Origin of the sequence: Mesorhizobium sp. M0923 (assembly GCF_040319365.1) — a bacterium.
Taxonomy (GTDB): Bacteria; Pseudomonadota; Alphaproteobacteria; order Rhizobiales; family Rhizobiaceae; genus Mesorhizobium.
Genome location: NZ_JAMYNW010000011.1, coordinates 82186 through 104131 on the forward strand (window position 1 = coordinate 82186; position 21946 = coordinate 104131).

A 21946-nucleotide genomic window follows, 5' to 3' on the forward strand; every position below is an offset into this window, starting at 1 on the left:
CAAGGCCCAACAAACGAGGACCAAGAACAATGCAGCCTAATTTGAAATTCTCGCGCGGCGAATATGCGGAGCGCCTCGCCAAGACGCGGAAGGCGATGGAGGCCAAGGGCGTCGATCTGCTTGTTGTCAGCGATCCGTCCAACATGGCCTGGCTGACCGGCTATGACGGCTGGTCGTTCTACGTACACCAGGCGGTCGTAGTGCCACCGTCGGGCGAGCCGGTGTGGTACGGGCGCGGCCAGGACGCCAACGGCGCCAAGCGCACCGCCTATCTCGCGCACGATAACATCGTCGGCTATGCCGACAATTATGTGCAGTCGACCGAGCGCCATCCGATGGATTTTCTGTCCAGCGTGCTCGCCGATCGTGGCTGGGGCAAGCTCAGCATCGGTGTCGAGATGGACAATTACTGGTTCTCTGCTGCTGCCTTCGCATCGCTGCAGAAGCACTTGCCCAATGCCCGCTTCGTCGATGCCACGGCACTGGTCAACTGGCAGCGCGCGGTGAAGAGCCCGACCGAAATCGACTACATGCGCAAAGCCGCCCGCATCGTCGAAGCGATGCACCAGCGCATCGTCGACAAGATCGAAGTCGGCATGCGCAAATGCGACCTGGTCGCCGAGATCTATGATGCCGGCACGCGCGGCGTCGACGGCATTGGCGGCGACTATCCGGCGATCGTGCCGCTGCTGCCGTCCGGCGCCGACGCATCGGCACCGCATCTGACTTGGGACGACAGGCCGATGAAATCGGGCGAGGGCACTTTCTTCGAGATCGCCGGCTGCTACAACCGCTACCATTGTCCGCTGTCGCGCACCGTTTTCCTCGGCAAACCGACGCAGGAATTCCTCGATGCCGAAAAGGCGACGCTGGAAGGCATGGAGGCCGGGCTTGCCGCCGCCAAGCCCGGCAACACCTGCGAGGACATCGCCAACGCCTTCTTCGCGGTTCTGAAGAAATACGGCATCGTTAAGGACAACCGCACCGGCTATCCGATCGGGCTTTCCTATCCGCCGGACTGGGGCGAACGCACGATGAGCCTGCGCCCAGGCGACCGCACCGAGCTCAAGCCCGGCATGACCTTCCATTTCATGACCGGCCTGTGGCTGGAGACGATGGGCTTGGAAATCACCGAATCCATCCTGATTACCGAAACCGGGGTCGAGTGCCTGGCCAATGTGCCGCGCAAGCTGGTGGTGAAGAATTGAGCCCGATGTCCAGCCTTCGCCCATCACCGATCACGCCGAGCGTCGATTTCGAGCGCGACGGCGTGCAGCACGGTTTCTTGCGCCTGCCTTACAGCCGTGACGATTCCGCCTGGGGATCGGTGATGATCCCGATCTGCGTCATCCGCAACGGCAACGGGCCGAGTGCATTGCTCACCGGCGGTAATCATGGCGACGAATATGAGGGGCCGCTGGCGCTTTACGATCTCGCCCGCACGCTCGATCCGAAGCAGGTCAGCGGCACGGTCATCATCGTGCCGGCGATGAATTATCCGGCGTTCCGCGCCGGCACGCGCACCTCGCCGATCGACAAGGGCAATCTCAACCGCAGCTTTCCCGGCCGGCCCGACGGTACGGTGACCGAGAAGATCGCCGATTATTTCCAGCGCGAACTTCTGCCGCGCACCGACATCGCGCTCGATTTCCATTCCGGCGGCAAGACGCTCGACTTCGTGCCGTTCTGCGCCGCCCATATCCGGCCCGACAAGGTGCTGGAAGAGAAGGGGTTCGCTGCGGTTGAAGCTTTCTCGGCACCCTGGTCGATGAAGATGCTGGAGATCGACGCGGTCGGCATGTTCGACACTGCCGCCGAAGAGATGGGCAAGCTGTTCATCACCACCGAGCTCGGCGGCGGCGGAACTTCGCGCGCGGAAACGGTGCGGATCGCGCGTCGCGGCGTGCTCAATGTGCTGCGCCATGCCGGCATCGTCGCCGGCGCGGTCGAGATGCAGCCGACCCGCTGGCTCGACATGCCATCGGGAGATTGCTTCTCGTTCGCCGAGGACGACGGGATGATCGAAACCATGATCGATCTCGGCGAGCCGGTGGCAGAAAACCAGGTGCTGGCGCGCATCCATTCGATCGGCCGCACCGGCGGCGCTCCGCAGGAGATCCGGGCCAAAATGTCCGGTCTGTTGGCAGCGCGGCATTTTCCCGGATTGGTCAAGGCCGGCGACTGTGCCGCCGTGGTCGCCGTGCTGGTCGATTGAGGCTAGGAGGCCGATGTCGGAAACGGCTCGGCCTTGCCTTTAGGGCGGTCGCCGATGGCAAAGACGGCGCTCGCCTCGCTGACGATCGAGACATGGTCCTTGGCGGCTGTTCCGGCGGCCGTACTGTCGCCGCGCATGATTGCGGTAACGATGGCGTCATGCTCTTGCCAGGACTGGGCCAGCCGGCCGGGCAGCATGAATTGCGCGCGCCTGAACGGCGCCAGCCGGCCGCGGGTCATGACGGTCAACTCATAAATGTGCTTGCTGTGCGCGCCGCGATAGAGCCGGGTGTGGAATTCGGTGTTGAAAAGCTCATACTCTTCTTCGGCACCGAGCTGCACGAAGCGCGCCGAGGCCTGGTGCTCGGCCTCCAGCGTGCGGCGTTCGCCGGCTGTCATGCGCTCGGCCGAGAAGCGCCCGCAGATCGCTTCGAGCTCGGCCATGCTCTCGAACATCGAGGCGAGATGCTCCTGCGTCACCACCGCGACGGTGGCGCCGCGGTTCGGCCGCCTTTCGACCAGTCCCATGGCGCTGAGTCGGCTGAGCGCTTCCCTGATAGGCGTGCGTGAAACGTCGAAGCGGGCGGCGAGCGAGGCTTCGTCGAGTTTTTCGCCGGGACGCAGGAAACCGGTAACGATCCGGTCGCTGATCGCCCTCACCATCTGATCGACGGTCGTGCCCGACCTGATCAAATTGCGCTTTGCCGACACGTCTCCTCCGTCCAGTCTCTTCGCGCAGCCATAAGCCACGCACCGGCTTCGATTCCTCCGCAGCTCTGTATGCCTATGTTTTAGCCTTCATGTCAAATTGGCCGTTTTATAGGCAAAAAGTGTATGCAATAGCTCCGGCTTTGTGCAGGCCACATCGGCACACTCGTTGATATTGCTGAATAAATCCCATTTCTGAAACTGGCACGCTGATTGCATACACTTCTTTCATTGAGGTGTTAACCGGCCCCAAAGGCCCCATAGAGGGAGCATTCACATGACCGAGCGATTCATGCTTAGCCGCCGCGACCTGCTCAAGACTTCCGCCGCCGGAGCGGCGCTCGGTCTTGCGTTCGCATCGTTTCCGATCAGCAGGGCCTTCGCCGCGACCGCAACCGTCGGCTTCATCTATGTCGGGCCAAAGGACGATTACGGCTACAACCAGGCGCATGCCGAAGGCGCCGCCACGCTGAAGGGGATCGAAGGCATTTCCGTCGTCGAAGAGGAGAACGTGCCGGAGACGGTCGACGTGCAGAAGACGATGGAATCGATGATCAATCTCGACGGTGCGTCGCTGATCTTCCCGACCTCGTTCGGCTATTTCGATCCGCATATGCTGGCCATGTGCGCGAAATTCCCCGACGTGCAGTTCCGCCATTGCGGCGGCATGTGGAACAAGGACAAGCATCCGATGAATGCCGGTTCCTATTTCGGCTATATCGGCATGGGCCAGTATCTGAACGGCGTCGTCGCCGGCCACACCAGCAAAACCAAGAAGCTCGGCTTCGTCGCGGCAAAGCCGATCCCGCAGGTGCTGCTCAACATCAATTCCTTCCTGCTCGGCGCGCGCTCGGTCGACGCGACCATCACCTGCCAGGTGATCTTCACCGGCGAGTGGTCGCTGGCGGTCAAGGAGGCGGAGGCCACCAATGCGCTGGTCGACCAGGGCGCCGACGTCATCACCTGTCATGTCGACAGCCCCAAGGTGGTGGTCGAGACGGCGGCCGGGCGTGGCGCCTTCATCTGCGGCTATCATGCCAACCAGAGCCCGCTGGCGCCGGAGAAATACCTGACCGGCGCGGAATGGAACTGGGCCAAGGTCTACAAGATGTTCGTCGACGATCTGGTGGCCGGCACGCCGCTTCCCAATTTCACGCGCGGCGGCCTGGCCGACGGTTTCGTCAAGATGAGCCCGCTCGGCCCCGCCGTCGGCGAGGCCGCCCGCAAGCAGTTCGACGGCACGCTGGCCGAAATGATGAAAGGCGGATTTTCGGTCATCAAGGGTCCGTTGAAGAGCAACAAGGGCGTCGTCGTCGCGACCGAAGGCCAGGCCTTCGTCGAGACCGCGCTCGAGCTGGAAAGCATGGACTACCTCGTCGAGGGCGTGGTCGGTTCGACCGCCTGAACCGGATCGGAGACGGGGCCATGGCAGACACGGTCAGTACCGCGAGCGCACCAGCGCTGTTTGGCGCCAGGAATTATCCGGCGGCACTCGAATGGGTGGCACGGCGGGCGGAAGCCTTCGTCATACCGCTCGCGGCGCTGATCGTCGGCATGGCGCTGTTCAGCCTGTTCATCGCGCTGGTCGGCAAATCACCGGTGCAACTCTACGTGACGATGTGGCGCGGCGGCTTCGGCTCCTGGTTCTCGATCCAGAACTCGCTGTCGCGGGCCGCACCGCTTTTGCTGGCAGCGCTCTGCGTGGCGCTGCCGGCTCGGCTCGGCCTCGTCGTCATCGGCGGCGAAGGCGCGATCGTGCTGGGCGGCGTTGCCGCCGCCGCCATCGGCGTCGCGGCGAATGGCGCGCCGGCTTTCGTGGTCATCCTGTTGATGGGCGTGGCGGGCGTGGTCGCCGGCGGCATCTGGATAGGTGCCGTCGGCGCACTCCGCCACTACCGCGCCGTCAACGAAACCATATCCAGCCTGCTGATGGCCTATATCGCCATCGCGCTGATGAACCATCTGGTCGAAGGGCCGCTGCGCGATCCGGCCTCGCTCAACAAACCCTCGACCGAGCCGCTGGCGGATGCCTACCGCATCGGCAACATTCCAGGCATGGACGTGCACTGGGGCCTTGTCGTCGGCATCGTCGCCTGCGTCCTGTCCTGGCTGTTGATCGAAAAGACGCGCTGGGGGTTTGCCGCCCGCATTGCCGGCGGCAATGTCAGGGCGGCCCAGGTGCAAGGGCTTGCCGTCGGCCCGCTGATCGTCGGCTTTACCGGGCTCGCCGGCGGCTTTGCCGGACTGGCCGGCATGCTGGAAGTCGGCGCCGTGCAAGGCAGCGCCAACGCCTCGCTCGCCGCCGGCTACGGCTATACCGGCATCCTCGTCGCCTTCCTCGCCCGCCACAATCCGCTCGCCATCATCCCGGTCGCTTTCCTGCTCGGCGGCATCGGCGCTTCCGGCGGGCTGATCCAGCGCCGCATGGACCTGCCCGACGCCACCGTGCTGGTGCTGCAAGGCATGCTCTTCGTAGTCATCCTGTTCAGCGAAACCTTTTACGGCCGCTTCAAGGCTTTCAATCCCGATCTGTGGAAGAGGGGCTCCTGATGGACGCGACCGAGATCGGCCTGTGGGGCGTGCCGCTCGCCATTCTCGGCGGCGCCATCCGCGTCTCGACGCCGTTCATCTTCGTGTCGCTCGGCGAAGCCATCACCGAGCGCTCCGGCCGCATCAATCTCGGCCTCGAAGGCACGCTGGTCTTCGGCGCAATGACCGCCTATGCGGTAGCAGTGGTGACCGGCTCGCCATGGCTCGGCGTGCTGGCTGCCGCCGGTGCCGGTCTTTGCTTCGGGCTGTTCCATGGCTGGATCTGCAAATTCCGCGGGGTTAACGACATCGCCATCGGCATCGCGCTGATGCTGTTCGGCTCGGGTCTCGCCTTCTTCTTCGGCAAGCCGTTCATCCAGCCCTCGGCGCCAGACCTGCCGGCCATCGCCTTCGGTGGCTGGTCGAATATTCCGCAGGTGCAGGCGGCGCTCAACGTCAACGTGCTGTTCCTGATCGGGGCCGCACTTGCGCTGTTCCTGTGGTGGGCCTTCCGTAACACCCGCGCCGGCCTGATCGTACGCGTCGTCGGCGACAGCTCCGATGCGGCGCGCGCCATGGGCCTCAATCCCAACACCGTGCGCCTGCTTGCGACAGGCGTCGGCGGCGCGCTCGCCGGCATCGGCGGCGCCTATCTGTCGCTCTATTACCCCGGCAGCTGGACCGAACGCATCTCGTCGGGGCAGGGGCTGATGGCGGTGGCGCTGGTCATCTTCGCACGCTGGAACCCGCTCGGCTGCTTTGCCGCGGCACTGTTGTTCGGCGGCGCCGGGGCGCTAGGCCCGGCGTTGCAATCGGTCGGGGTAACGCAGGGCTACTATCTCTTCTACGCCGCACCTTACATCCTCACGCTCATCATCATGATCGCCACCTCGTCGCCGAGCCGCTCGCTTGCCGGCGCGCCGGGCGAGTTGTCGATCACCAAATGACTGGAGTTTTCCCGATGAACGCCAGAGCCGAGATCACCCAGCGCTACATCGACGCCGACCCTTATCCATGGCCCTACAATGGCGAGCTGCGGTCGGACAATACGGCTCTGATCATCATCGATATGCAGACCGATTTCTGCGGGCCGGGCGGCTATGTCGATCATATGGGCTACGATCTTTCGCTGGTGCGGGCGCCGATCGAGCCGATCAAGTCGGTGCTTGCAGCCATGCGGGCCCAGGGCTACACCATCATCCACACGCGCGAGGGCCACCGGCCCGATCTCGCCGACCTGCCGGCCAACAAGCGCTGGCGCTCACGCCGCATCAATGCCGGCATTGGCGACCCCGGACCTTGCGGGCGCATCCTGGTGCGCGGCGAACCAGGCTGGGATATCATCCCCGACCTCTATCCGGCGGCGGGCGAACCGATCATCGACAAGCCGGGCAAGGGCTCGTTCTGCGCCACCGATCTGGAGCTGATCCTGCACCAGCGCGGCATCGAAAACATCGTGCTGACCGGCATCACCACCGATGTCTGCGTCCACACGACCATGCGCGAGGCCAATGATCGCGGCTTCGAATGCGTGATGCTTGAGGACTGCTGCGGCGCGACCGACTACGGCAACCATCTCGCCGCGATCAAGATGATCAAGATGCAGGGCGGCGTGTTCGGCGCGGTGTCGAGCTCGGCGTCCTTCGTCGCGCAGCTGCCGTGAGGGGACGATCTTGAGCGGAACCATCGTCAAGAAAGCCGTCGGCGTCGAGACTATCGGCATGACCATGCGCTTCGGCGCCTTCACCGCGCTGGACGATGTCTCGATCAAGGTGCCAGCGGGATCATTCCATGCGCTGCTTGGCGAAAACGGTGCCGGCAAGTCGACGCTGGTCAAATGCATGATGGGTTTTTACCGCCCGACCGCCGGCGACATGCTGGTCGATGCCCGCGAGGTCGCGATAGCCAGCCCGAAGGATGCCTCGGCGCTCGGGCTAGGCATGGTCTATCAGCATTTTACCCTCGTCCCGTCGCTGACCGGTGCGGAAAACCTGGTCATTTCCCGCGAGAAAGTGCCGGGCGTCATCGACTGGCGCAAGGAGCGCGCCGCACTTGCGCAATTCATGCAGCGGATGCCGTTCAAGCTGCCGCTCGACGTCAAGGTGGCGGAACTTGCGGCCGGCGAGAAGCAGAAGCTCGAAATCGTCAAGCAGCTCTATCTCGGCCGCAGTTTCCTGGTGCTCGACGAGCCGACTTCGGTGCTCACCCCTGGCGAGGCACAGGAAGTGCTTGGCCTGGTGCGCGACATGACCAGGACAGGCGACCTCACCGTGCTGATGATCTCGCACAAATTCCACGAGGTGACGGCCTTTGCCGACGACATCACCGTGTTGCGCAAGGGCAGGCTGACCGGAACCGGAAAGGTCTCCGAACTTTCGCACAAGCAGATGGCGGCGATGATGATCGGCGACCAACCGATTGCAGCACTCGACAGTCGCGCTCCGGTGCCGGCCGGCGCCAGGCAGGTGCTGACGGTAAAGTCGCTGAAGGCGCCTGACCGCACCGGCTTGAAAAGCATCGACATCGGCGAGCTCGACGTGAAGTCCGGCGAGATCGTCGGCATCGCCGGCATCTCCGGCAACGGCCAGAAGGAGTTTCTCGAAGTCCTTGCCGGACAGCGGGCACGCAATGCGGGCGACGTTCTGGTGAAAGGCTCGCCCTATGGTGCCAGCCGCAGCGAGGCGCGCACGCTCAATGTCCGCTTCATTCCGGAGGAGCCATTGCGCAATGCCTGCGCACCGCGGATGACGGTGGCCGAAAACATGGCCTTCCGGACCTTCGACCTCAACGAGGCCGGCAAGCCGGTCAACTGGATCAGGATGAGCGCGATCAGGGACTACGCGGCCCGTCTTGTCGAACAGTTCAAGGTCAAGACGGCCTCGCTCGCTTCGCCGATTTCATCATTGTCGGGCGGCAATGTGCAGCGCGCGGTGCTGGCGCGGGAACTGACCGGCGAGGTCGATTTGCTCATCGTGTCGAACCCCTGCTTCGGCCTCGACTTCTCCGCCGTCGCCGAAATACGCGCCCGCATCATGAAGGCGCGCAATGCCGGTGCTGCAGTGCTTTTGATGTCGGAGGACCTCGACGAGCTGCTTGAGCTTTCGGACCGCATCTTCGTCATGTCGGATGGCGCGCTGGTCTATGAGACGCCGATCGCACAGGCGAGCGTGCAGACGATCGGCGAGCACATGGCGGGACATCATTGATGGCGGAGATCGAGGCGCTGCCGTTCCCGTTTGCCTTCAAGCCTGAAACGATGGCGCTGGTCGTCATCGACATGCAGCGCGATTTCGCCGAGCCCGGCGGCTTCGGCGCCAGCCTCGGCAACGACGTCAGCCGGGTGGTGGCGATCGTGCCGACGGTGAAGAGATTGCTCGAAGGGTTTCGCGCCGCTGGCCTGCCGGTGATCCACACGATGGAGTGCCACAAGGCAGATTTTTCGGATCTGCCGCCGGCCAAGCGCAATCGCGGCAATCCGTCGATCCGCATCGGCGATATCGGTCCCATGGGTCGCGTGCTGATCGTCGGCGAACCGGGAACGGCGATCCTCGATGAACTTGCACCATTGCCTGGCGAGATCGTCATCGAAAAACCCGGCAAGGGCGCGTTCTATGCCACCAGCTTCGGCGATGACCTCAAGCGGCTCGGCGCACAGCAACTGGTCTTTGCCGGGGTGACGACGGAGGTCTGCGTGCAGACGACGATGCGCGAGGCCAACGACCGCGGCTATGAATGCCTGCTGGCGGAGGATGCGACGGAGAGCTATTTTCCGGAGTTCAAGACGGCAGCCCTTGCCATGATCAGGGCGCAGGGCGCGATCGTCGGCTGGACGGCGACAACGGACCAGGTGCTCGAGGGAATTTCCAATGCCTAACATTGCATACCAGGCCCTCATCCAAGGGGGCTGGCGTGATCTGCCATTCGAGCCTTTTCGCGAAGGCATCACGGTGCATTGGCTGCTCAAGGGGGGATCGACGGAACCGTCGGTCGCGATTCTCAACTACCGGGCGGGCGCCGGCGTGCCGCGTCACCGCCACGCCGGGCTGGAAACGATCATCGTGCTGGAAGGCTCGCAGAGCGACGAGAACGGCGACTATGCAGCGGGCAGTGTGATCCTGAACCCGGTTGGAACCGAGCATTCGGTGTGGACAAAAGACGGCTGCGTCGTACTCATCCAGTGGAACCTGCCGGTCGTCATTCAGGGCGAGGCCGAATGAGCGACATCCGCTTCGACATAGCGAGCCTGCACGCCGCCTATCAGGCCGGCCTCAGTATTGGCGATATGATCGATACGGTCCATGCGCGGCTCGCGGCGGCCGATGACCCGGGCATCTTCATCCATCTGGCGAGCAGGGCGGAGATGCTTGCCGAGGCGGAAAAGCTCGGCCCGTTCGATCCGTTGGCAAAGCCACTGTGGGGCGTTCCGTTCGCGGTCAAGGACAACATCGATGTTGCCGGCATGCCGACCACGGCGGCCTGCGCGGAATATGCCTACTTGCCGGCGAACGACGCCACCGTCGTCGCGCGGCTCAAGGCCGCCGGCGCGCTGGTCGTCGGCAAGACCAATCTCGACCAGTTCGCTACCGGCCTGGTCGGCGTGCGCACGCCCTATCCAATCCCGAGGAATGCGATCGACCCGACACTGGTGCCGGGCGGCTCCTCATGCGGCTCGGCCGTGGCGACGGCGCGTGGCATCGTCTCGTTCGCGCTCGGCACCGACACCGCCGGTTCGGGCCGCATACCCGCCGGCCTCAACAACATCGTCGGGCTGAAGCCGAGCGTCGGCGCGCTGTCGGCCGCCGGCGTCGTGCCGGCCTGCCGCACGCTCGACTGCGTCTCCGTCTTCGCACTCAACGTCGACGACGCCTACAGCGTGTTCGAGGTCGCGGCGGCGAAGGACGACGCCGATCCCTATTCACGTGACCTCGGCATCCAACCGCTTGCCGCGCGCCCACCGGTGCTGACGGTTGGCGTGCCGGCCAAGGCCGATCGGACGTTCTTCGGCGACCAGGCGATGCAGGCGGGCTTCGAGGCCGCTCTTGCCTCGCTGGAGACGCTGGGCTGCAGGCTGGTCGAAATCCCGTTCGGCGATTTCTACGCCACCGCCAATCTGCTTTACGAGGGCGCCTGGGTGGCCGAGCGTTACACCGCGATCAGGGACTTCATGGATGCCAACGAGGCGGCCATGCATCCGGTGACGCGGCAGATCATCGGCGGTGCGCGAAAACTTTCCGCAGCGGACGCCTTCAACGGGCTCTATGCCTTGCAGGCCTACAAGGCCAAGCTTGCGCCGGTTATCGCCTCGGTCGATCTTTTCTGTGTGCCGACCGCGCCGACGCATTACACAGTCGAAGCGGTGTTGGCTGACCCTATCGTCACCAACAGCCGGCTCGGCACCTACACCAACTTCGTCAATCTGCTCGACATGTGCGGCATCGCCGTGCCGACCGGAACCCGCAGCGACGGTTTGCCGATGAGCGTCACCTTGCTTGCCGCGGCGGGCAAGGACCATCTGACGGCGTCGCTTGCGCGCGATGTCCATGCGGCAAGCGGCCTTGCGCTGGGCGCTACCGGCTGGCCGCTGCCGCCGCGTGGCGATATCCGCGTGGACGTGGATGAAGGCACGATCGAGCTGGCCGTGGTCGGCGCGCATCTATCGGGGATGGCGCTGAACGGCCAGTTGCAGCAGCTCGGCGCGATTTTCGCCCGGGGTGCGAGAACGGCGCCGCTCTACCGGCTTTACGCACTCGCCGGCCAGTCGGTGTCGAGACCGGGGCTCGAGCGCACCTGCAATGGCAAGGGCACAGCCATCGAGGTCGAAGTCTGGCGGCTGTCGCCGCAAGCCTTCGGTCGCTTCGTCGCGGCGATCCCGCCGCCGCTCGGCATCGGGACGCTTCTGCTCGACGACGGAACTTCGCCGAAAGGCTTCCTCGTTGAAAGTGCCGGCCTTACCGATGCAGAAGAGATTTCGCATTTCGGCGGCTGGCGCAATTTCATGGCGGATCAGCAGCTGCGGAGCTGACGCCATCACTCGACCTTTTGCCGGAACTTCGAGTGGCAGCTCGAGCAATCCTGCAAGATGAGATGCAGGAGGTGCTCCGCCGGCAATTTGGCGGGATCGGCTTCCGCCGTCCCCGGTCGCTTGCCAAGCAGGCTGCCACCGCCCATCGCCGGGCCGGAACCCATTCTCATGTCGTCGGTAATGCGCGGCGGCACCCGCTCGGCGTCGGAGGCCAGGGCGCTGGCCAGCGTCCCGATGTGGCGAGCCAGCCCTTCGAACTCCGCGCGGGCAGGGTCGATATCCAGCTTGGCGCCTGAAGGCGCACCCAATGTCGCGCTGGGGAATTCGGCAATGAGGGAAGGGCCGGTGCGGGCGCGGATGGCCTCGGCCGCCGCTTTGAAAGCCGCGGCGTCATACGCCCGCTTGCCGTCGAACATCCCGGCGATCGCCTTTGCCGCCGCAGCCATTTCCTTCATCGAGGCCTGGCGAGCCTCGATGACCGCATCACGGCTCGAATGGGCGGCAGCGAGCACGACAGAGACGCAGGCAAGCGACAGCACTGTTAGAGCGGCTGCGAGCCTCACTGGGCCACGCCTTGTCCCGCCAACTCGTCGATGATCGGGCACTCCGGCCGCTCGTCGCCGTGGCAGTGACTGACCAGATGGTGAAGCAAGCCGCGCAATCCGACCAGTTCGGCGATCTTCCTGTCGATCTCCACCAACTTGGCTTTCGCGATCGCCTTCACGTCAGCGCTGTCACGTTCCCGGTCTTGGTACAGCGAGAGCAACTGGCGGCATTCGTCGACCGAAAACCCCAGGCTTCGCGAGCGCTGCAGGAAGCGCAGCCGGTGAATATCGGCCGTCGAGTAATCGCGATAGCCATTGTCTGTCCGGGCCGGGTGCAAGAGCCCGATGTCCTCGTAGTAGCGGATCGTCTTGGCCGGTAGGCCGGATTTTTCGGATGCGACGCCGATGTTCATATCGGAAATCTCCTTTATCGGAGGAAATAGACCTTCCAGTAGATGGAAGGTCAACATGATGTGGCGATTTTGGATGCCCGACGCAACCGCCCGCCGGCTCCAACCGTTTGCCTGCCAACAGCGCATACTGAACCTTCGGGAAGAAATCAGTTTTCGGAAACGTTTATCGAACAGCGCTCAAACTCGGCGCCCGGCACCAGGTACCGATCAGCAAGGACCCTCCGGCGGCACGTTACGCCGTGCAGACGCCGAGGAGATAGAACATGCCCGTCAAGGCCTATATCAACCGGATCGCGACAGCGGTGCCGGAGCACGAGGTTCATCAATTCTACCTGCGTTTCGCGGCCTCGATGCTCGCGGCCGATCGCCGGAGGATCTTCGAACGCATGGCCGATCTTGCCGGCATCGAGCACCGCTATTCCTGCTTTGCGCCGGCGTCCGATCCCGAAGGACCATCCGCCGACCTGGCCGGGACCTTCATTCGGGGCGCGTTTCCCGGAACGGCCATGAGAATGGCGATGTTCGACGATGCCGCACCTGTTCTGGCGCAAAAGGGCATCGACGGATTGCAACTTGGCGACGACGCTTCCCGCATCACCCATCTTATCGTCACTACCTGCACCGGTTTTTCGGCGCCGGGCATCGATCTCGAGCTGGTTGCGCGTTGCGGGCTGCCGGACGGGGTCGAACGCACGATGATCGGTTTCATGGGTTGCTACGCGGCGATCAACGGCCTCAAGCTGGCGCGTCACATCGTCCGCTCCGACCCGCAGGCCAAGGTCCTGCTGGTCAATATCGAGCTCTGCACGATGCACCTGCGTCAAACCACCGAACTGGAAAAACTGCTGTCGTTCTGCCTCTGGGGCGATGGCTGTGCGGCTGCGCTCATCACTTCCGAGCCGCTCGGCATCGAGCTCGATAGCTTTCACTGTCTGGTGGCGAGGGAGCGGCGGGATCTGATGCGCTGGAATATTCGCGACCACGGATTCGAAATGGTTCTTTCCGGCCAAGTGCCGGCAGCGATTCATGAAGCGTTGCGGAGCAACCAGGCCGCCATCCTCGGTGGCCGGCCGACCGAGGCGATCGACCTTTGGGCCGTGCACCCGGGTGGGCGTTCGGTGCTTGATGCCGTCGAAAGGGCTCTGGAACTGGAGCCCACCGCGCTGGAACCATCGCGCGCGGTGTTGCGCCAATACGGGAACATGTCGTCGGCGACCGTCATGTTCGTGATGAAAGAGATGCTGAAGGCGCCTGCCGGCCTGCTCGGCTGCGGCATGTCGTTCGGACCCGGGCTGACGGCCGAAACCATGCTCTTTCGAACGGTGTCATGAGCGGCCTGGAGCATCGGCAGCTTGCGCCGGAAATCCTTGACGGCCTTGCGGCCGACGATCCGCGAGCGCTGACCGCGCGCCGCGACCTTCGGCGCATCAATATGCTGATGTTTCAGGTGCCGATCATGACGTCGTTGCTCAGGAGGTTTGTGCCAAAGCCGCCACGCCGTATTCTGGAGATCGGCGCCGGCGATGGCTCCTTCATGCTGGCGGTGGCGCGGCGCATGGCCAGGCATTGGCCTGGGGTCGAACTGATGATGCTCGACCGCGTCAGCCTCGTCACCGCGCAATTGCGCGGCGATTTTGACAGGCTGGGATGGAAGGCTGAAGGGATCACCGCCGATGTCTTCGACTGGGCAGGAAAGATCGAGGGCGCACGGTTCGACGCCGTCACGGTCAATCTGTTCCTGCATCATCTCGACGATGCGCAGCTCGTGCGTCTGTTTTCGCTGATCAGGCCGAAAGCCCCGTTGCTGCTGGCGACTGAGCCGTTGCGGGCGAAACTGGCGCTGGCCGCGACCCGTCTTCTCCCGGCAATCGGCGCCAATGACGTCACACGGAACGATGCGGCGCAAAGCGTGCGTGCCGGCTTTCGCGGCAGCGAGCTTTCCGGTCTCTGGCTTGCGGCCAACGGCAAACCGGTCGAGGAGCGGCGCGCCGGCCTCTTCTCCCACATCTTCGTCGGCGCCAGTGCCGGCAGCGACTCATGACGCGATTGTCGACTCATGACGCGATCGTCATCGGTGCCGGCCCGGCGGGGACGTCCGTCGCGCTCACGCTGGCCCGGCGCGGATGGGCCGTGGCAATTGTGGAAAAGACCGCATTTCCGCGCCGCAAGGTCTGCGGCGAATACATCTCGGCAAGCAATCTTGCGCTTTTCGACCAGCTGGAGATCGGCGATGCCTGGCGTACCGATGCCGGCCCCGAAATCCGCCGCGTCGGTTTGTTTTCCGGCGAAACCTGCGTCGAGGCGGCAATGCCACGTGCAGGAGCTGGGCCTCCTGCAAAAGACGGCTTCGGCCGGGCACTCGGCCGGGACATTCTCGACTCTCTGCTTTTGCAGACGGCGCGATCGGCGGGTGTCGAAATCTTCCAGCCCTGCCGCGCCGTCGCCATCGACCGGGACGGCGAGATGCAAAGGGTACGAATTCAAGCCGGGGACGAAACGGCGATGTTGCGCGCGCCGGTGATTGTCGCCGCACACGGCTCCTGGGAACCGGGGCCGCTGCCCAGCCAGCTCGCAAAGGCCAATCGCCCGTCGGACCTGCTCGGCTTCAAGGCGCATTTCACCGGGTCGTCGCTGGCGCCGGATTTGATGCCTCTGCTGGCCTTCCCCGGCGGCTATGGCGGCATGGTCTCGGCCGATCATGGCCGCTTGTCGATCTCGTGCTGCATTCGCCGCGATATGCTGGCGCGGTTGCGTAAACAACATGGCCCCAAACACCGGAGCCATGTGCCGGCCGCCGATGCGGTCTCCCGCCATCTCGTCGACTCATGCCGGGGCGTGCGGGACGCTCTGGAACCGGCGCTTCTCGACGGTCCGTGGCTTGCCGCAGGTCCGATCCGGCCGGGAATCCGCTCGTTCTACGAAGAGGACATCTTCCGCGTCGGCAACGCAGCCGGAGAGTCTCATCCTGTTATCGCCGAGGGTATCTCGATGGCGCTGCAGTCCGGCTGGCTGCTGGCTTGCGAACTCGCATCCGCGCCAGGTGGCCGAGCAGGGCGCGAGGCTGCCGCCAGGCGCTATGAGGCGGCCTGGAAAAGACTGTTTTCGACACGGGTCTACGCTGCCGCGGCCCTTGCCGGAATTGCCCTTCGCCCCGGCAGCGCCACCTTGATGGCGGCGATCGTCCGGAATTTCCCGCAGACACTGACACTGGGCGCGCAACTGAGCGGCAAGACCAAGCGGGTTCCCGGCTTTGCCTGACGAGTGACGCGGCGTCGTGCTGCCCTGGTCGCCTTACATGCCACCGCCACAGTTGGCAGCAGCTGGCTCCTTCTCCCCGGAATTTGTCATCGCATAGTCGTATACCTGACTGCGTCCGCGGCTTCAGGTTCGCAGGTATTTGACCAAGGCTGCAATCGCGAGCAAGAGGGCGACGAACACCAGGACCCAGACGAGTGCCATGCCGCCCATCATCCACGTATCCATTGGACCATTCATCATTGCAATCACCTTTACGGTCAGTGAAGGCCCGCCTTCGTCGGTAAGCATCGGCGACTGCGAAGGCAATTAGCTCGCCGGGGACTTCGGTCAAGACGACCAGGAAACCGATCGGCCGCCTGTCGCCTTGTCCCGCCAACCGGAAGTGTCCTGTCCTGTCCGTCTCACATACCTCCGCCGCAGCCGTCCGAGAGATCCCAGACGTCGACGACCTGCTTGCCGGTGAAACCTTGCTCGCGGATCAGGAACTTCGCCAATCCGCCATACACTTTCCAGCGCCAGCATTGGCAGCAGCAAGGGCCTTTCTCGTTGGAATTGGCCATCGCATAGTCATAGGCCTGCTGCTCGTCGCCGGAGAGTTTCACATCGTAGTAGGGCATCATCTTCTGTGCGATGCCGGCCGGAATATCGTACGGATCGTTCGGGATCATCGCGATCTCGCGGTACCTGGCCAAACCGTTCACCTGCTCGGCATAGCGCTTTGTCTCCATTGGGCTGCAGCACGAGCCCGTGATCCGCGACATCGCCGGCATGGTCGCAATCGACTCCGTGAACTTGGCCGAACACGTGCTGTTGCCGTTCTGGCTGAGATATTTGAAGCGGCGCACCAGATCGGAATCCTCCGCGGCGATCGTCAAATCCGGCCCCTTGAGCAAGCCGACGACCGCAGCGACGCCAAAGGCGCTGCCCAGAACAACCGTCCGTCGGGTTGGATGGCATATCCGGCTCATTTGCTGTTCCTCGCTTGCTCGATCAGTTTCTTCATCGTTGCGAGGTCGGTCGCGCCGGGGAAAATCTGCTCGCCAACGACGAAGCTTGGCGTTCCACTGATCTTCAGCGCCTGTGCCAGTTGCGTATTCCGGTCGATCGACGCCTGGATATCGGGCCGCTGCATGTCGGTCTTCAGCTTAGCCACATCGAGACCGACGTCGGCAGCAACCTTCAGCACGACCGCTTCGGTCACCCGCGTCTTCACCGCATACAAGGCCTTGTGGAATGCCATGTACTTGCCCTGGCGCATTGCGGCGAGAGCCGCCTTGGAAGCAAATACGGAATCCGTGCTGAGGATCGGGAATTCCTTGTAGACGATTTTGAGCTGCGGATCGTCGGCCACGGCTTGCGCCAGGATCGGCGCAACCTGGCGGCAATAGGGGCAGTTGTAGTCAAAGAACTCGACCATGATGACGTCGCCTTCGGCGTTGCCGCCGACCGGGCTCGCCGGGTCCCGGAAGATATCGTCGGCCTTGGCCGCCAGGGCAGCCTTCGCCTCTTTTGCCGCGGCCTCGCGCTGGCGGGCATCGAGGCTCTGCAGCGCCTCCATGACGACCTCGGGATGCGCGAGGATATAATCGTGGATGCGCTGGTCGAACTGGTCCTGGGACATCTCGCCCGCGGCGATCGCCTGACCGTGGATACCGAGCGCGAGCCAGGCCGTCGCACCGGCCAGGACGAAGGCACGGGCCATTTTGCCGATGGCTCCGCGCCATGAATTGGATTTGTGGATCACAGGGTTCTCCTTCCCTCTGTTTCGCCGGACCGCCGGCATGTGAATGGTGCCTCAGAACATGCCCTTGATCGTCGCCCACCATCCCGTTTCCGGCTCATGGTGCGGGCGCTCGACATTGTTGGTGAGCGCATTGACGAAGGTGACGAGATTGACCGCAGCGAAATTCAGGCCATGGAAATTCGCCCGCCAGCGGCCCTCCTTGTCGATCACATGGGTGACGGTGCCGTGCATCTGATAACCATCGTCCGTCAGTGTGAACTTGTGGCCGAAGGCCTCCGCCAGTCTGCGGGTCGCATCCTCCGGCTGATCCGCCGTCGTGGTCAGGAACAGCCAATTGACGGGATCGAGCCCGTGCGTCTGCCCGTAGCTGCGCAGCACGTCCGGCGTGTCCCTGGCGGGGTCGGTGGTGATGGTCACAAAGCTGACCTGGCCTCTCATCGGCGTGCCGTTCACCATTTTCTGGACCTCGGCGATCTTCTCGGCATGCAGGGGGCATACATCCGGGCACGATGTGTAGATGAAGTGGAGGACGACCACCTTGCCGCGCAGATCTGCCGTTCGCACGACACGCCCATCGGCGGTGCGCAGCGTGAATTCAGGCGCCGGCTTGTCGATCGTTTGGAAATATTTCTCGTCGCCCTCAAGCATGGTGTCGATTTCGTCGAGCGAGTGGGCTTGCGCCCGATACGAAAACCCCACGGTCAGCGCCGCAATGGCAATGGCGCCCAGCAGCAAACATCTCCACTCGTTCAAAGCCGATGCAAGGCAGTGAGCCTTCAACCCGGACATATCTGTTCCTTTCTCACTCGGCAGCGATGCGGCTGCCGATGAAGTCGACCATGTCGGGCGCGTCCCATTCGGCCGGCCCAATCAGCCGGCCGATCTCCTTGCCGTCGCGATTGATCAGCAGGGTTGCCGGAAGGCCGACGGAGCCGATGGCGAACATGGCCTTGCCCGAGGCATCGATGTTGAGGGCGAGGTGCTTGATGCCGATCTCGGCAAAGAACTTCTTTACAACCTCCGGACCGGCACGGTCCATGGACAGCGCGACGACCTCGAAATCCGGACCGCCCAGTTTGGCCTGCAGACGATCGAGCGTCGGCATCTCCTTGCGGCAAGGCGCGCACCATGTCGCCCAGAGATTGAGCAGCACGACCTTGCCGCGGAAATCCGCAAGCGTTTTCGGCTTGCCATTGCCATCCTCGAAGCTGATTTCCGGTACGGGGACGGGCGCCTCGTGAACGACAAAGTTCTGCGGCGGCTCGGCGGCTGATACCGGCAGCGAAAATGCCAGCAGCATGCCAATCAGGACCATGGCCAGTTTGCTCACAATAGCCTCACTCTGTCGCGTAGACGGTGGGCGCCTTGCCGTCCTTGGTGAAGGCGTAGACGACGAAGGGGCCTTGCTTCTCACCACCCATGCCTGGAGCGCCCGTCGGCATGCCGGCCAGCGTTATGCCGGTGATGGCAGGGCGTTCGGTCAAAAGCTTCTTGACGATTTCGACCGGCACCAGGCCATCGACGACATAGCCGTCGACCATCAGCGTGTGGCAGCCTTCGAGGTCGGCCGGCACGCCGGCATCGCTGCTGATCTGAGAGAGATTGTTGACCGGCTTGATGTCGACCTTGAAGCCGTTGTGCTCGAGATAGTTGGCGTAGGATTCGCAGCAGCTGCATTGCGGGTTCTTGTACATGACGGCGTTGATCGTGGCGGCAAAGGCAGGCAGCGGCGTTGCGATCAGCAGGGACAGTGCGGCTAGGCGGTAGGTCAGTTTCATTGCAGTTCTCCTTGGTTGGACAAAACTTTCAGGTCACGCGGAACACTGTCATCAGGCCGGCCATCTGGTGATCGGCGACATGGCAGTGCAGCATCCAGTCACCGGGATTGTCGGCAACGAAGGCGCATTCGATCGTGTCCTTGGGGGCGAGCAGCACCGTGTCCTGCCATTGCCGGTGCGGTACTGGCGAGCCGTTGCGCGAAAGCACCGACAGGCTGAAGCCGTGGACGTGCATGGGATGCCACCACGCGGTTTCGTTGCGCATGGTGAGACGGCAGGTGGCGCCCTGCAGGACGATTTCATGCCGTTCGGCCTTGGCCAGGTCGGGGGCCGGCAGCGGATTGGCCGGCAGACGAAGCGGCGCATCGAGAGGATGGTCGCGCAGCGGCGCGCCGGCGTCGTAGGCGAGCGTGGTCAGGGAGTAGGCAAGGCCGTCGTAGAACTCATCGATCACCGCGTAGCGCTTGCCCGGGTCGCCCTGCATGTCGAGCACGACATCGATGCGCATGGCAGGCGCCAGCACCAGGCGTCCGCCCTCCGGCTCATGCGGGTCGCAGGGCTGGCCGTCGATGGCGACGATGACCGGACGGTGGACTTCGAAACGCAAAGCCATGATGCGAGCGAGTGACGCATTGGCCAGCCGCAACCTGACGCGCTCGCCGGCCTTCACGGTCAGGTCGGCCGGCGGTGCACCGTTGACGGTGACGACATTGCCGACGCGGCCCGACATCGCTGCATCCATCATGTTGCCGAAGCCGGCAGCGATTTGCCCATCCTTGGTGAGCCGCCAGTCCTGCAGCAGCCATAGAAGCTCGCGGTCGACCGCGACCGGTTCGGCTTCCTCGACGATCAGTGCGCCTGCAAGGCCACGGCCAAGCTGAACCAGGCTGTCGGCATGCGGATGGTACCAGAAGGTGCCGGCATCGGGCGGGGTGAACTCGTACACGAAATTTTCGCCCGGCCTGATCGGCGGTTGGGTCAATCCCGGCACGCCGTCCATCGCGTTCGGCAGCCGGATGCCGTGCCAGTGAACCGTGGTGTCCTCGCCCAGTCCGTTCTCAACGATGATGCGAGCGGGCCGCCCCTGGCGTAAGCGCAGTGTCGGGCCGGGGACCGTGCCATCATAGGCCCATACCGGAGTGCGCGGACCATCGGGGCCGGTGAGCCGTGCCTGGCCTGGCGCCACCCTGATCCGGTGTTCGCCGGTAGCCAGCGCCAGTGCAGGGCGGATCGGCACGGAGGCGGCAATGCTCGCTGCCGCAAACAGGAATTTGCGGCGCGTTATGAACGGACTTGAAACGGAATTCACCCTTGTGACCCCTGCGGTAACCGACGGCGAACGTCGCGACGTCGATTGGATTGCTGCCGCGCCCGCTGCGCATTGTGCGCAGCCGGACGATCAAACGCCGCCAATCAGCCGCGGAAACGGCAGAAACGGCGTCAGACGAGAGCGCTGGGTCTTGGAGGGAATGGCTCGGGCAACAGACTTCGCCCGTGCAGGAACGCGGCGGGAAGCGCCGGCGGCAGCTCTGCCCGCAGCAGTCCCGTCACGGGGAGAGCTTCCGGCAGCACCGCCAGAACCGGTGCGACGCAGGTCGGCGCACATTGCATCGGTTTGTCGTTGTCGGCCGAGCTCTTGAGGCAAGCGCTGCAGTCGCCGCCCTTGGCATCGGCCATCTTGGCCATGTCGGCGTCGGTGGTGCCGGCATCTGCGGCCATGGTCATGCGGCTGTCGATCGCCATCCTGGCCGACATGACGGCAGCCTGAGCGGCGGACAGGCTGAACCCGGCGATCACGAGGACCGCGAGCAGCATAGTCAGGAGGTGTTTTGGTGACAGACGTGCCATGTTCGGCCTAGGCTGGCCTCAAATAGCGGTTTTTGCAAGCCCCTGCGAGATCGAGACCATCGAGAGCCGGGGCGGCCAGCAATAACATCAACACCATCACATCGGGACAGACCATGCAGCAAGCCATTACGTCGGACGGCCTTCGCCGGGTGGTGCTTGTCGTCGCGCTGCTGAACCTCGGTTATTTCGGCATTGAATTCGCCGTGGCGCTGGCGATCGGCTCGGTGTCGCTGTTCGCCGACAGCGTCGATTTCCTGGAAGATGCCTCGGTCAACCTCCTGATACTGCTCGCCATGGGATGGTCGCTGCGTGCCCGCTCGCGGGTCGGCATGGCGCTGGCACTTATCCTTTTGGTGCCGGGCCTGGCGACGCTGTGGACCGCGTGGGAAAAGTTCAACATGCCGGTGCCGCCGCAGCCAACGGCCCTGACGCTGGCGGGGTTGGGCGCCTTGGCGGTCAACCTGTCATGCGCCTACATGCTGGCGCGCTACCGCCACCACAGCGGCAGTCTTACCAGGGCGGCATTCCTCTCGGCCCGCAACGACGCCGTCGCCAACATCGCGATCATACTGGCCGGACTGGTGACCGCCTTCCTATGGCGCTCGGCATGGCCGGATCTGATCGTCGGGCTGGGAATTGCGGCACTGAATGCAGACGCGGCGCGCGAGGTCTGGGAGGCTGCCCGGGAAGAGCACCGAGCCGTTTCGTGAAGCCAAACGCTCAGCGCGCTGCCGGATTGCTAATCCGCCAATGCAGGGCGCATACCGGCCGGCAGTGATCCAGAAACTTGCGTGATCTCTAATATAAACGCACACTTGCAAAGCGGACCGAGAGAGAAACCGCCACGAACATCATCAAAAAGGCCCGCGTCCCGGACGAGGACGCGG

General features: G+C 63.9%; 25 protein-coding genes. 14 read left to right on the forward strand and 11 right to left on the reverse strand.

Annotation, left to right across the window (positions count from 1 at the left end):
• Positions 1-29 precede the first annotated feature (29 nt).
• Together doeA and doeB are read left to right on the forward strand one after the other, a co-directional pair.
• The gene (doeA, locus tag NKH89_RS19610) at positions 30-1208 is read left to right on the forward strand and encodes an ectoine hydrolase DoeA (protein WP_352909602.1); all 1179 of its coding nucleotides are present in this window, start codon (positions 30-32) and stop codon (positions 1206-1208) included.
• A gap of 5 nt (positions 1209-1213) precedes the next feature.
• On the forward strand, positions 1214-2215 hold the full coding sequence (gene doeB / locus NKH89_RS19615; protein ID WP_352484021.1) for a N(2)-acetyl-L-2,4-diaminobutanoate deacetylase DoeB: 1002 nt from the start codon (positions 1214-1216) through the stop codon (positions 2213-2215).
• Positions 2216-2217: 2 nt separating this feature from the next.
• Here the strand turns inward: doeB and NKH89_RS19620 are convergent, their stop codons facing one another.
• Positions 2218-2877, reverse strand: a complete 660-nt coding sequence (locus NKH89_RS19620; protein WP_352909665.1) for a GntR family transcriptional regulator — start codon at positions 2875-2877, stop codon at positions 2218-2220.
• Positions 2878-3199: 322 nt separating this feature from the next.
• On the opposite strand from NKH89_RS19620, the gene NKH89_RS19625 reads away from it, so the two are divergent.
• From NKH89_RS19625 to atzF, 8 genes are read left to right on the forward strand one after another with little or no spacing between them, the layout of a single operon-like run.
• Entirely contained in the window at positions 3200-4327 is a 1128-nt protein-coding gene (locus NKH89_RS19625) for a BMP family ABC transporter substrate-binding protein (RefSeq protein ID WP_352909604.1), read from the forward strand.
• A gap of 20 nt (positions 4328-4347) precedes the next feature.
• On the forward strand, positions 4348-5472 hold the full coding sequence (locus NKH89_RS19630; RefSeq protein ID WP_352909605.1) for an ABC transporter permease: 1125 nt from the start codon (positions 4348-4350) through the stop codon (positions 5470-5472).
• A complete protein-coding gene (locus NKH89_RS19635; RefSeq protein ID WP_023720644.1) occupies positions 5472-6398 on the forward strand; it encodes an ABC transporter permease in 927 nt (308 codons plus the stop codon). The genes NKH89_RS19630 and NKH89_RS19635 overlap by 1 nt, the downstream gene beginning before the upstream one ends.
• Before the next feature lie 14 nt (positions 6399-6412).
• On the forward strand, positions 6413-7114 hold the full coding sequence (gene biuH / locus NKH89_RS19640) for a biuret amidohydrolase (RefSeq protein ID WP_023720643.1): 702 nt from the start codon (positions 6413-6415) through the stop codon (positions 7112-7114).
• A gap of 10 nt (positions 7115-7124) precedes the next feature.
• Positions 7125-8657 (forward strand): ABC transporter ATP-binding protein, encoded by a 1533-nt coding sequence (locus tag NKH89_RS19645; RefSeq protein ID WP_023720642.1) that lies wholly within the window; start codon positions 7125-7127, stop codon positions 8655-8657.
• The gene (locus tag NKH89_RS19650; RefSeq protein WP_352909606.1) at positions 8657-9325 is read left to right on the forward strand and encodes a cysteine hydrolase family protein; all 669 of its coding nucleotides are present in this window, start codon (positions 8657-8659) and stop codon (positions 9323-9325) included. The genes NKH89_RS19645 and NKH89_RS19650 overlap by 1 nt, the downstream gene beginning before the upstream one ends.
• Complete coding sequence (locus NKH89_RS19655) at positions 9318-9668, forward strand: cupin domain-containing protein (RefSeq protein ID WP_023720640.1); 351 nt, start codon at positions 9318-9320, stop codon at positions 9666-9668. Before NKH89_RS19650 ends, NKH89_RS19655 begins: the two co-directional genes overlap by 8 nt.
• Entirely contained in the window at positions 9665-11473 is a 1809-nt protein-coding gene (gene atzF / locus NKH89_RS19660; RefSeq protein ID WP_352494456.1) for an allophanate hydrolase, read from the forward strand. Before NKH89_RS19655 ends, atzF begins: the two co-directional genes overlap by 4 nt.
• A gap of 5 nt (positions 11474-11478) precedes the next feature.
• Here atzF and NKH89_RS19665 read toward each other — a convergent pair whose 3' ends face one another.
• Together NKH89_RS19665 and cueR are read right to left on the reverse strand one after the other, a co-directional pair.
• Positions 11479-12036 carry a cytochrome c gene (locus tag NKH89_RS19665; protein ID WP_352855734.1) on the reverse strand — a complete coding sequence of 186 codons (558 nt, stop codon included), beginning with the start codon at positions 12034-12036 and terminating at the stop codon, positions 11479-11481.
• On the reverse strand, positions 12033-12431 hold the full coding sequence (gene cueR / locus NKH89_RS19670) for a Cu(I)-responsive transcriptional regulator (RefSeq protein ID WP_031194477.1): 399 nt from the start codon (positions 12429-12431) through the stop codon (positions 12033-12035). Before cueR ends, NKH89_RS19665 begins: the two co-directional genes overlap by 4 nt.
• 263 nt (positions 12432-12694) lie before the next feature.
• Between cueR and NKH89_RS19675 the strand changes: the two genes are divergently transcribed.
• The 3 genes from NKH89_RS19675 to NKH89_RS19685 are packed head-to-tail and all read left to right on the forward strand — an operon-like array spanning position 12695 to position 15689.
• Positions 12695-13762 carry a type III polyketide synthase gene (locus NKH89_RS19675; RefSeq protein WP_352494454.1) on the forward strand — a complete coding sequence of 356 codons (1068 nt, stop codon included), beginning with the start codon at positions 12695-12697 and terminating at the stop codon, positions 13760-13762.
• Complete coding sequence (locus tag NKH89_RS19680; protein ID WP_023720635.1) at positions 13759-14472, forward strand: methyltransferase domain-containing protein; 714 nt, start codon at positions 13759-13761, stop codon at positions 14470-14472. The genes NKH89_RS19675 and NKH89_RS19680 overlap by 4 nt, the downstream gene beginning before the upstream one ends.
• The gene (locus NKH89_RS19685; protein WP_352909608.1) at positions 14469-15689 is read left to right on the forward strand and encodes an NAD(P)/FAD-dependent oxidoreductase; all 1221 of its coding nucleotides are present in this window, start codon (positions 14469-14471) and stop codon (positions 15687-15689) included. The genes NKH89_RS19680 and NKH89_RS19685 overlap by 4 nt, the downstream gene beginning before the upstream one ends.
• Positions 15690-15812: 123 nt before the next feature.
• On the opposite strand, the gene NKH89_RS19690 is transcribed toward NKH89_RS19685, so the two are convergent.
• The 8 genes from NKH89_RS19690 to NKH89_RS19725 all read right to left on the reverse strand — a co-directional run bounded on the left by NKH89_RS19690 (position 15813) and on the right by NKH89_RS19725 (position 21026).
• Positions 15813-15977: a hypothetical protein gene (locus NKH89_RS19690; RefSeq protein WP_352589569.1), complete on the reverse strand. Its 165-nt coding sequence runs from the start codon at positions 15975-15977 to the stop codon at positions 15813-15815.
• A gap of 113 nt (positions 15978-16090) precedes the next feature.
• Positions 16091-16657 carry a hypothetical protein gene (locus tag NKH89_RS19695; protein WP_023720632.1) on the reverse strand — a complete coding sequence of 189 codons (567 nt, stop codon included), beginning with the start codon at positions 16655-16657 and terminating at the stop codon, positions 16091-16093.
• A complete protein-coding gene (locus NKH89_RS19700) occupies positions 16654-17433 on the reverse strand; it encodes a DsbA family protein (protein ID WP_352484015.1) in 780 nt (259 codons plus the stop codon). The genes NKH89_RS19695 and NKH89_RS19700 overlap by 4 nt, the downstream gene beginning before the upstream one ends.
• A 51-nt stretch (positions 17434-17484) precedes the next feature.
• Complete coding sequence (locus NKH89_RS19705; protein WP_023720630.1) at positions 17485-18168, reverse strand: SCO family protein; 684 nt, start codon at positions 18166-18168, stop codon at positions 17485-17487.
• A 67-nt stretch (positions 18169-18235) separates the two neighbouring features.
• Positions 18236-18748: a TlpA disulfide reductase family protein gene (locus NKH89_RS19710; protein WP_352609276.1), complete on the reverse strand. Its 513-nt coding sequence runs from the start codon at positions 18746-18748 to the stop codon at positions 18236-18238.
• Positions 18749-18770: 22 nt separating this feature from the next.
• Complete coding sequence (locus NKH89_RS19715) at positions 18771-19211, reverse strand: DUF411 domain-containing protein (RefSeq protein ID WP_023720628.1); 441 nt, start codon at positions 19209-19211, stop codon at positions 18771-18773.
• Positions 19212-19239: 28 nt separating this feature from the next.
• Positions 19240-20520 (reverse strand): multicopper oxidase family protein, encoded by a 1281-nt coding sequence (locus tag NKH89_RS19720; RefSeq protein WP_352909609.1) that lies wholly within the window; start codon positions 20518-20520, stop codon positions 19240-19242.
• 131 nt (positions 20521-20651) lie between these two features.
• Positions 20652-21026 (reverse strand): hypothetical protein, encoded by a 375-nt coding sequence (locus tag NKH89_RS19725; protein WP_023720626.1) that lies wholly within the window; start codon positions 21024-21026, stop codon positions 20652-20654.
• A gap of 146 nt (positions 21027-21172) precedes the next feature.
• On the opposite strand from NKH89_RS19725, the gene NKH89_RS19730 reads away from it, so the two are divergent.
• Positions 21173-21769, forward strand: a complete 597-nt coding sequence (locus NKH89_RS19730; protein WP_023720625.1) for a cation efflux transmembrane domain-containing protein — start codon at positions 21173-21175, stop codon at positions 21767-21769.
• The last annotated feature ends 177 nt before the right edge of the window (positions 21770-21946 follow it).

Bases quoted from the DNA above. Each gene is read 5' to 3' on its own strand.
- NKH89_RS19675 (WP_352494454.1), top strand. From the start codon at position 12,695: ATGCCCGTCAAGGCCTATATCAACCGGATCGCGACAGCGGTGCCGGAG.
- NKH89_RS19695 (WP_023720632.1), bottom strand. From the start codon at position 16,657: ATGAGCCGGATATGCCATCCAACCCGACGGACGGTTGTTCTGGGCAGC.
- NKH89_RS19630 (WP_352909605.1), top strand. From the start codon at position 4,348: ATGGCAGACACGGTCAGTACCGCGAGCGCACCAGCGCTGTTTGGCGCC.
- NKH89_RS19655 (WP_023720640.1), top strand. From the start codon at position 9,318: ATGCCTAACATTGCATACCAGGCCCTCATCCAAGGGGGCTGGCGTGAT.
- NKH89_RS19690 (WP_352589569.1), bottom strand. From the start codon at position 15,977: ATGCTTACCGACGAAGGCGGGCCTTCACTGACCGTAAAGGTGATTGCA.
- NKH89_RS19685 (WP_352909608.1), top strand. From the start codon at position 14,469: ATGACGCGATTGTCGACTCATGACGCGATCGTCATCGGTGCCGGCCCG.
- NKH89_RS19680 (WP_023720635.1), top strand. From the start codon at position 13,759: ATGAGCGGCCTGGAGCATCGGCAGCTTGCGCCGGAAATCCTTGACGGC.
- NKH89_RS19620 (WP_352909665.1), bottom strand. From the start codon at position 2,877: ATGGTGAGGGCGATCAGCGACCGGATCGTTACCGGTTTCCTGCGTCCC.
- NKH89_RS19625 (WP_352909604.1), top strand. From the start codon at position 3,200: ATGACCGAGCGATTCATGCTTAGCCGCCGCGACCTGCTCAAGACTTCC.
- doeA (WP_352909602.1), top strand. From the start codon at position 30: ATGCAGCCTAATTTGAAATTCTCGCGCGGCGAATATGCGGAGCGCCTC.
- atzF (WP_352494456.1), top strand. From the start codon at position 9,665: ATGAGCGACATCCGCTTCGACATAGCGAGCCTGCACGCCGCCTATCAG.
- doeB (WP_352484021.1), top strand. From the start codon at position 1,214: ATGTCCAGCCTTCGCCCATCACCGATCACGCCGAGCGTCGATTTCGAG.
- biuH (WP_023720643.1), top strand. From the start codon at position 6,413: ATGAACGCCAGAGCCGAGATCACCCAGCGCTACATCGACGCCGACCCT.
- NKH89_RS19730 (WP_023720625.1), top strand. From the start codon at position 21,173: ATGCAGCAAGCCATTACGTCGGACGGCCTTCGCCGGGTGGTGCTTGTC.
- NKH89_RS19650 (WP_352909606.1), top strand. From the start codon at position 8,657: ATGGCGGAGATCGAGGCGCTGCCGTTCCCGTTTGCCTTCAAGCCTGAA.
- NKH89_RS19725 (WP_023720626.1), bottom strand. From the start codon at position 21,026: ATGCTGCTCGCGGTCCTCGTGATCGCCGGGTTCAGCCTGTCCGCCGCT.
- cueR (WP_031194477.1), bottom strand. From the start codon at position 12,431: ATGAACATCGGCGTCGCATCCGAAAAATCCGGCCTACCGGCCAAGACG.
- NKH89_RS19715 (WP_023720628.1), bottom strand. From the start codon at position 19,211: ATGAAACTGACCTACCGCCTAGCCGCACTGTCCCTGCTGATCGCAACG.
- NKH89_RS19635 (WP_023720644.1), top strand. From the start codon at position 5,472: ATGGACGCGACCGAGATCGGCCTGTGGGGCGTGCCGCTCGCCATTCTC.
- NKH89_RS19710 (WP_352609276.1), bottom strand. From the start codon at position 18,748: ATGGTCCTGATTGGCATGCTGCTGGCATTTTCGCTGCCGGTATCAGCC.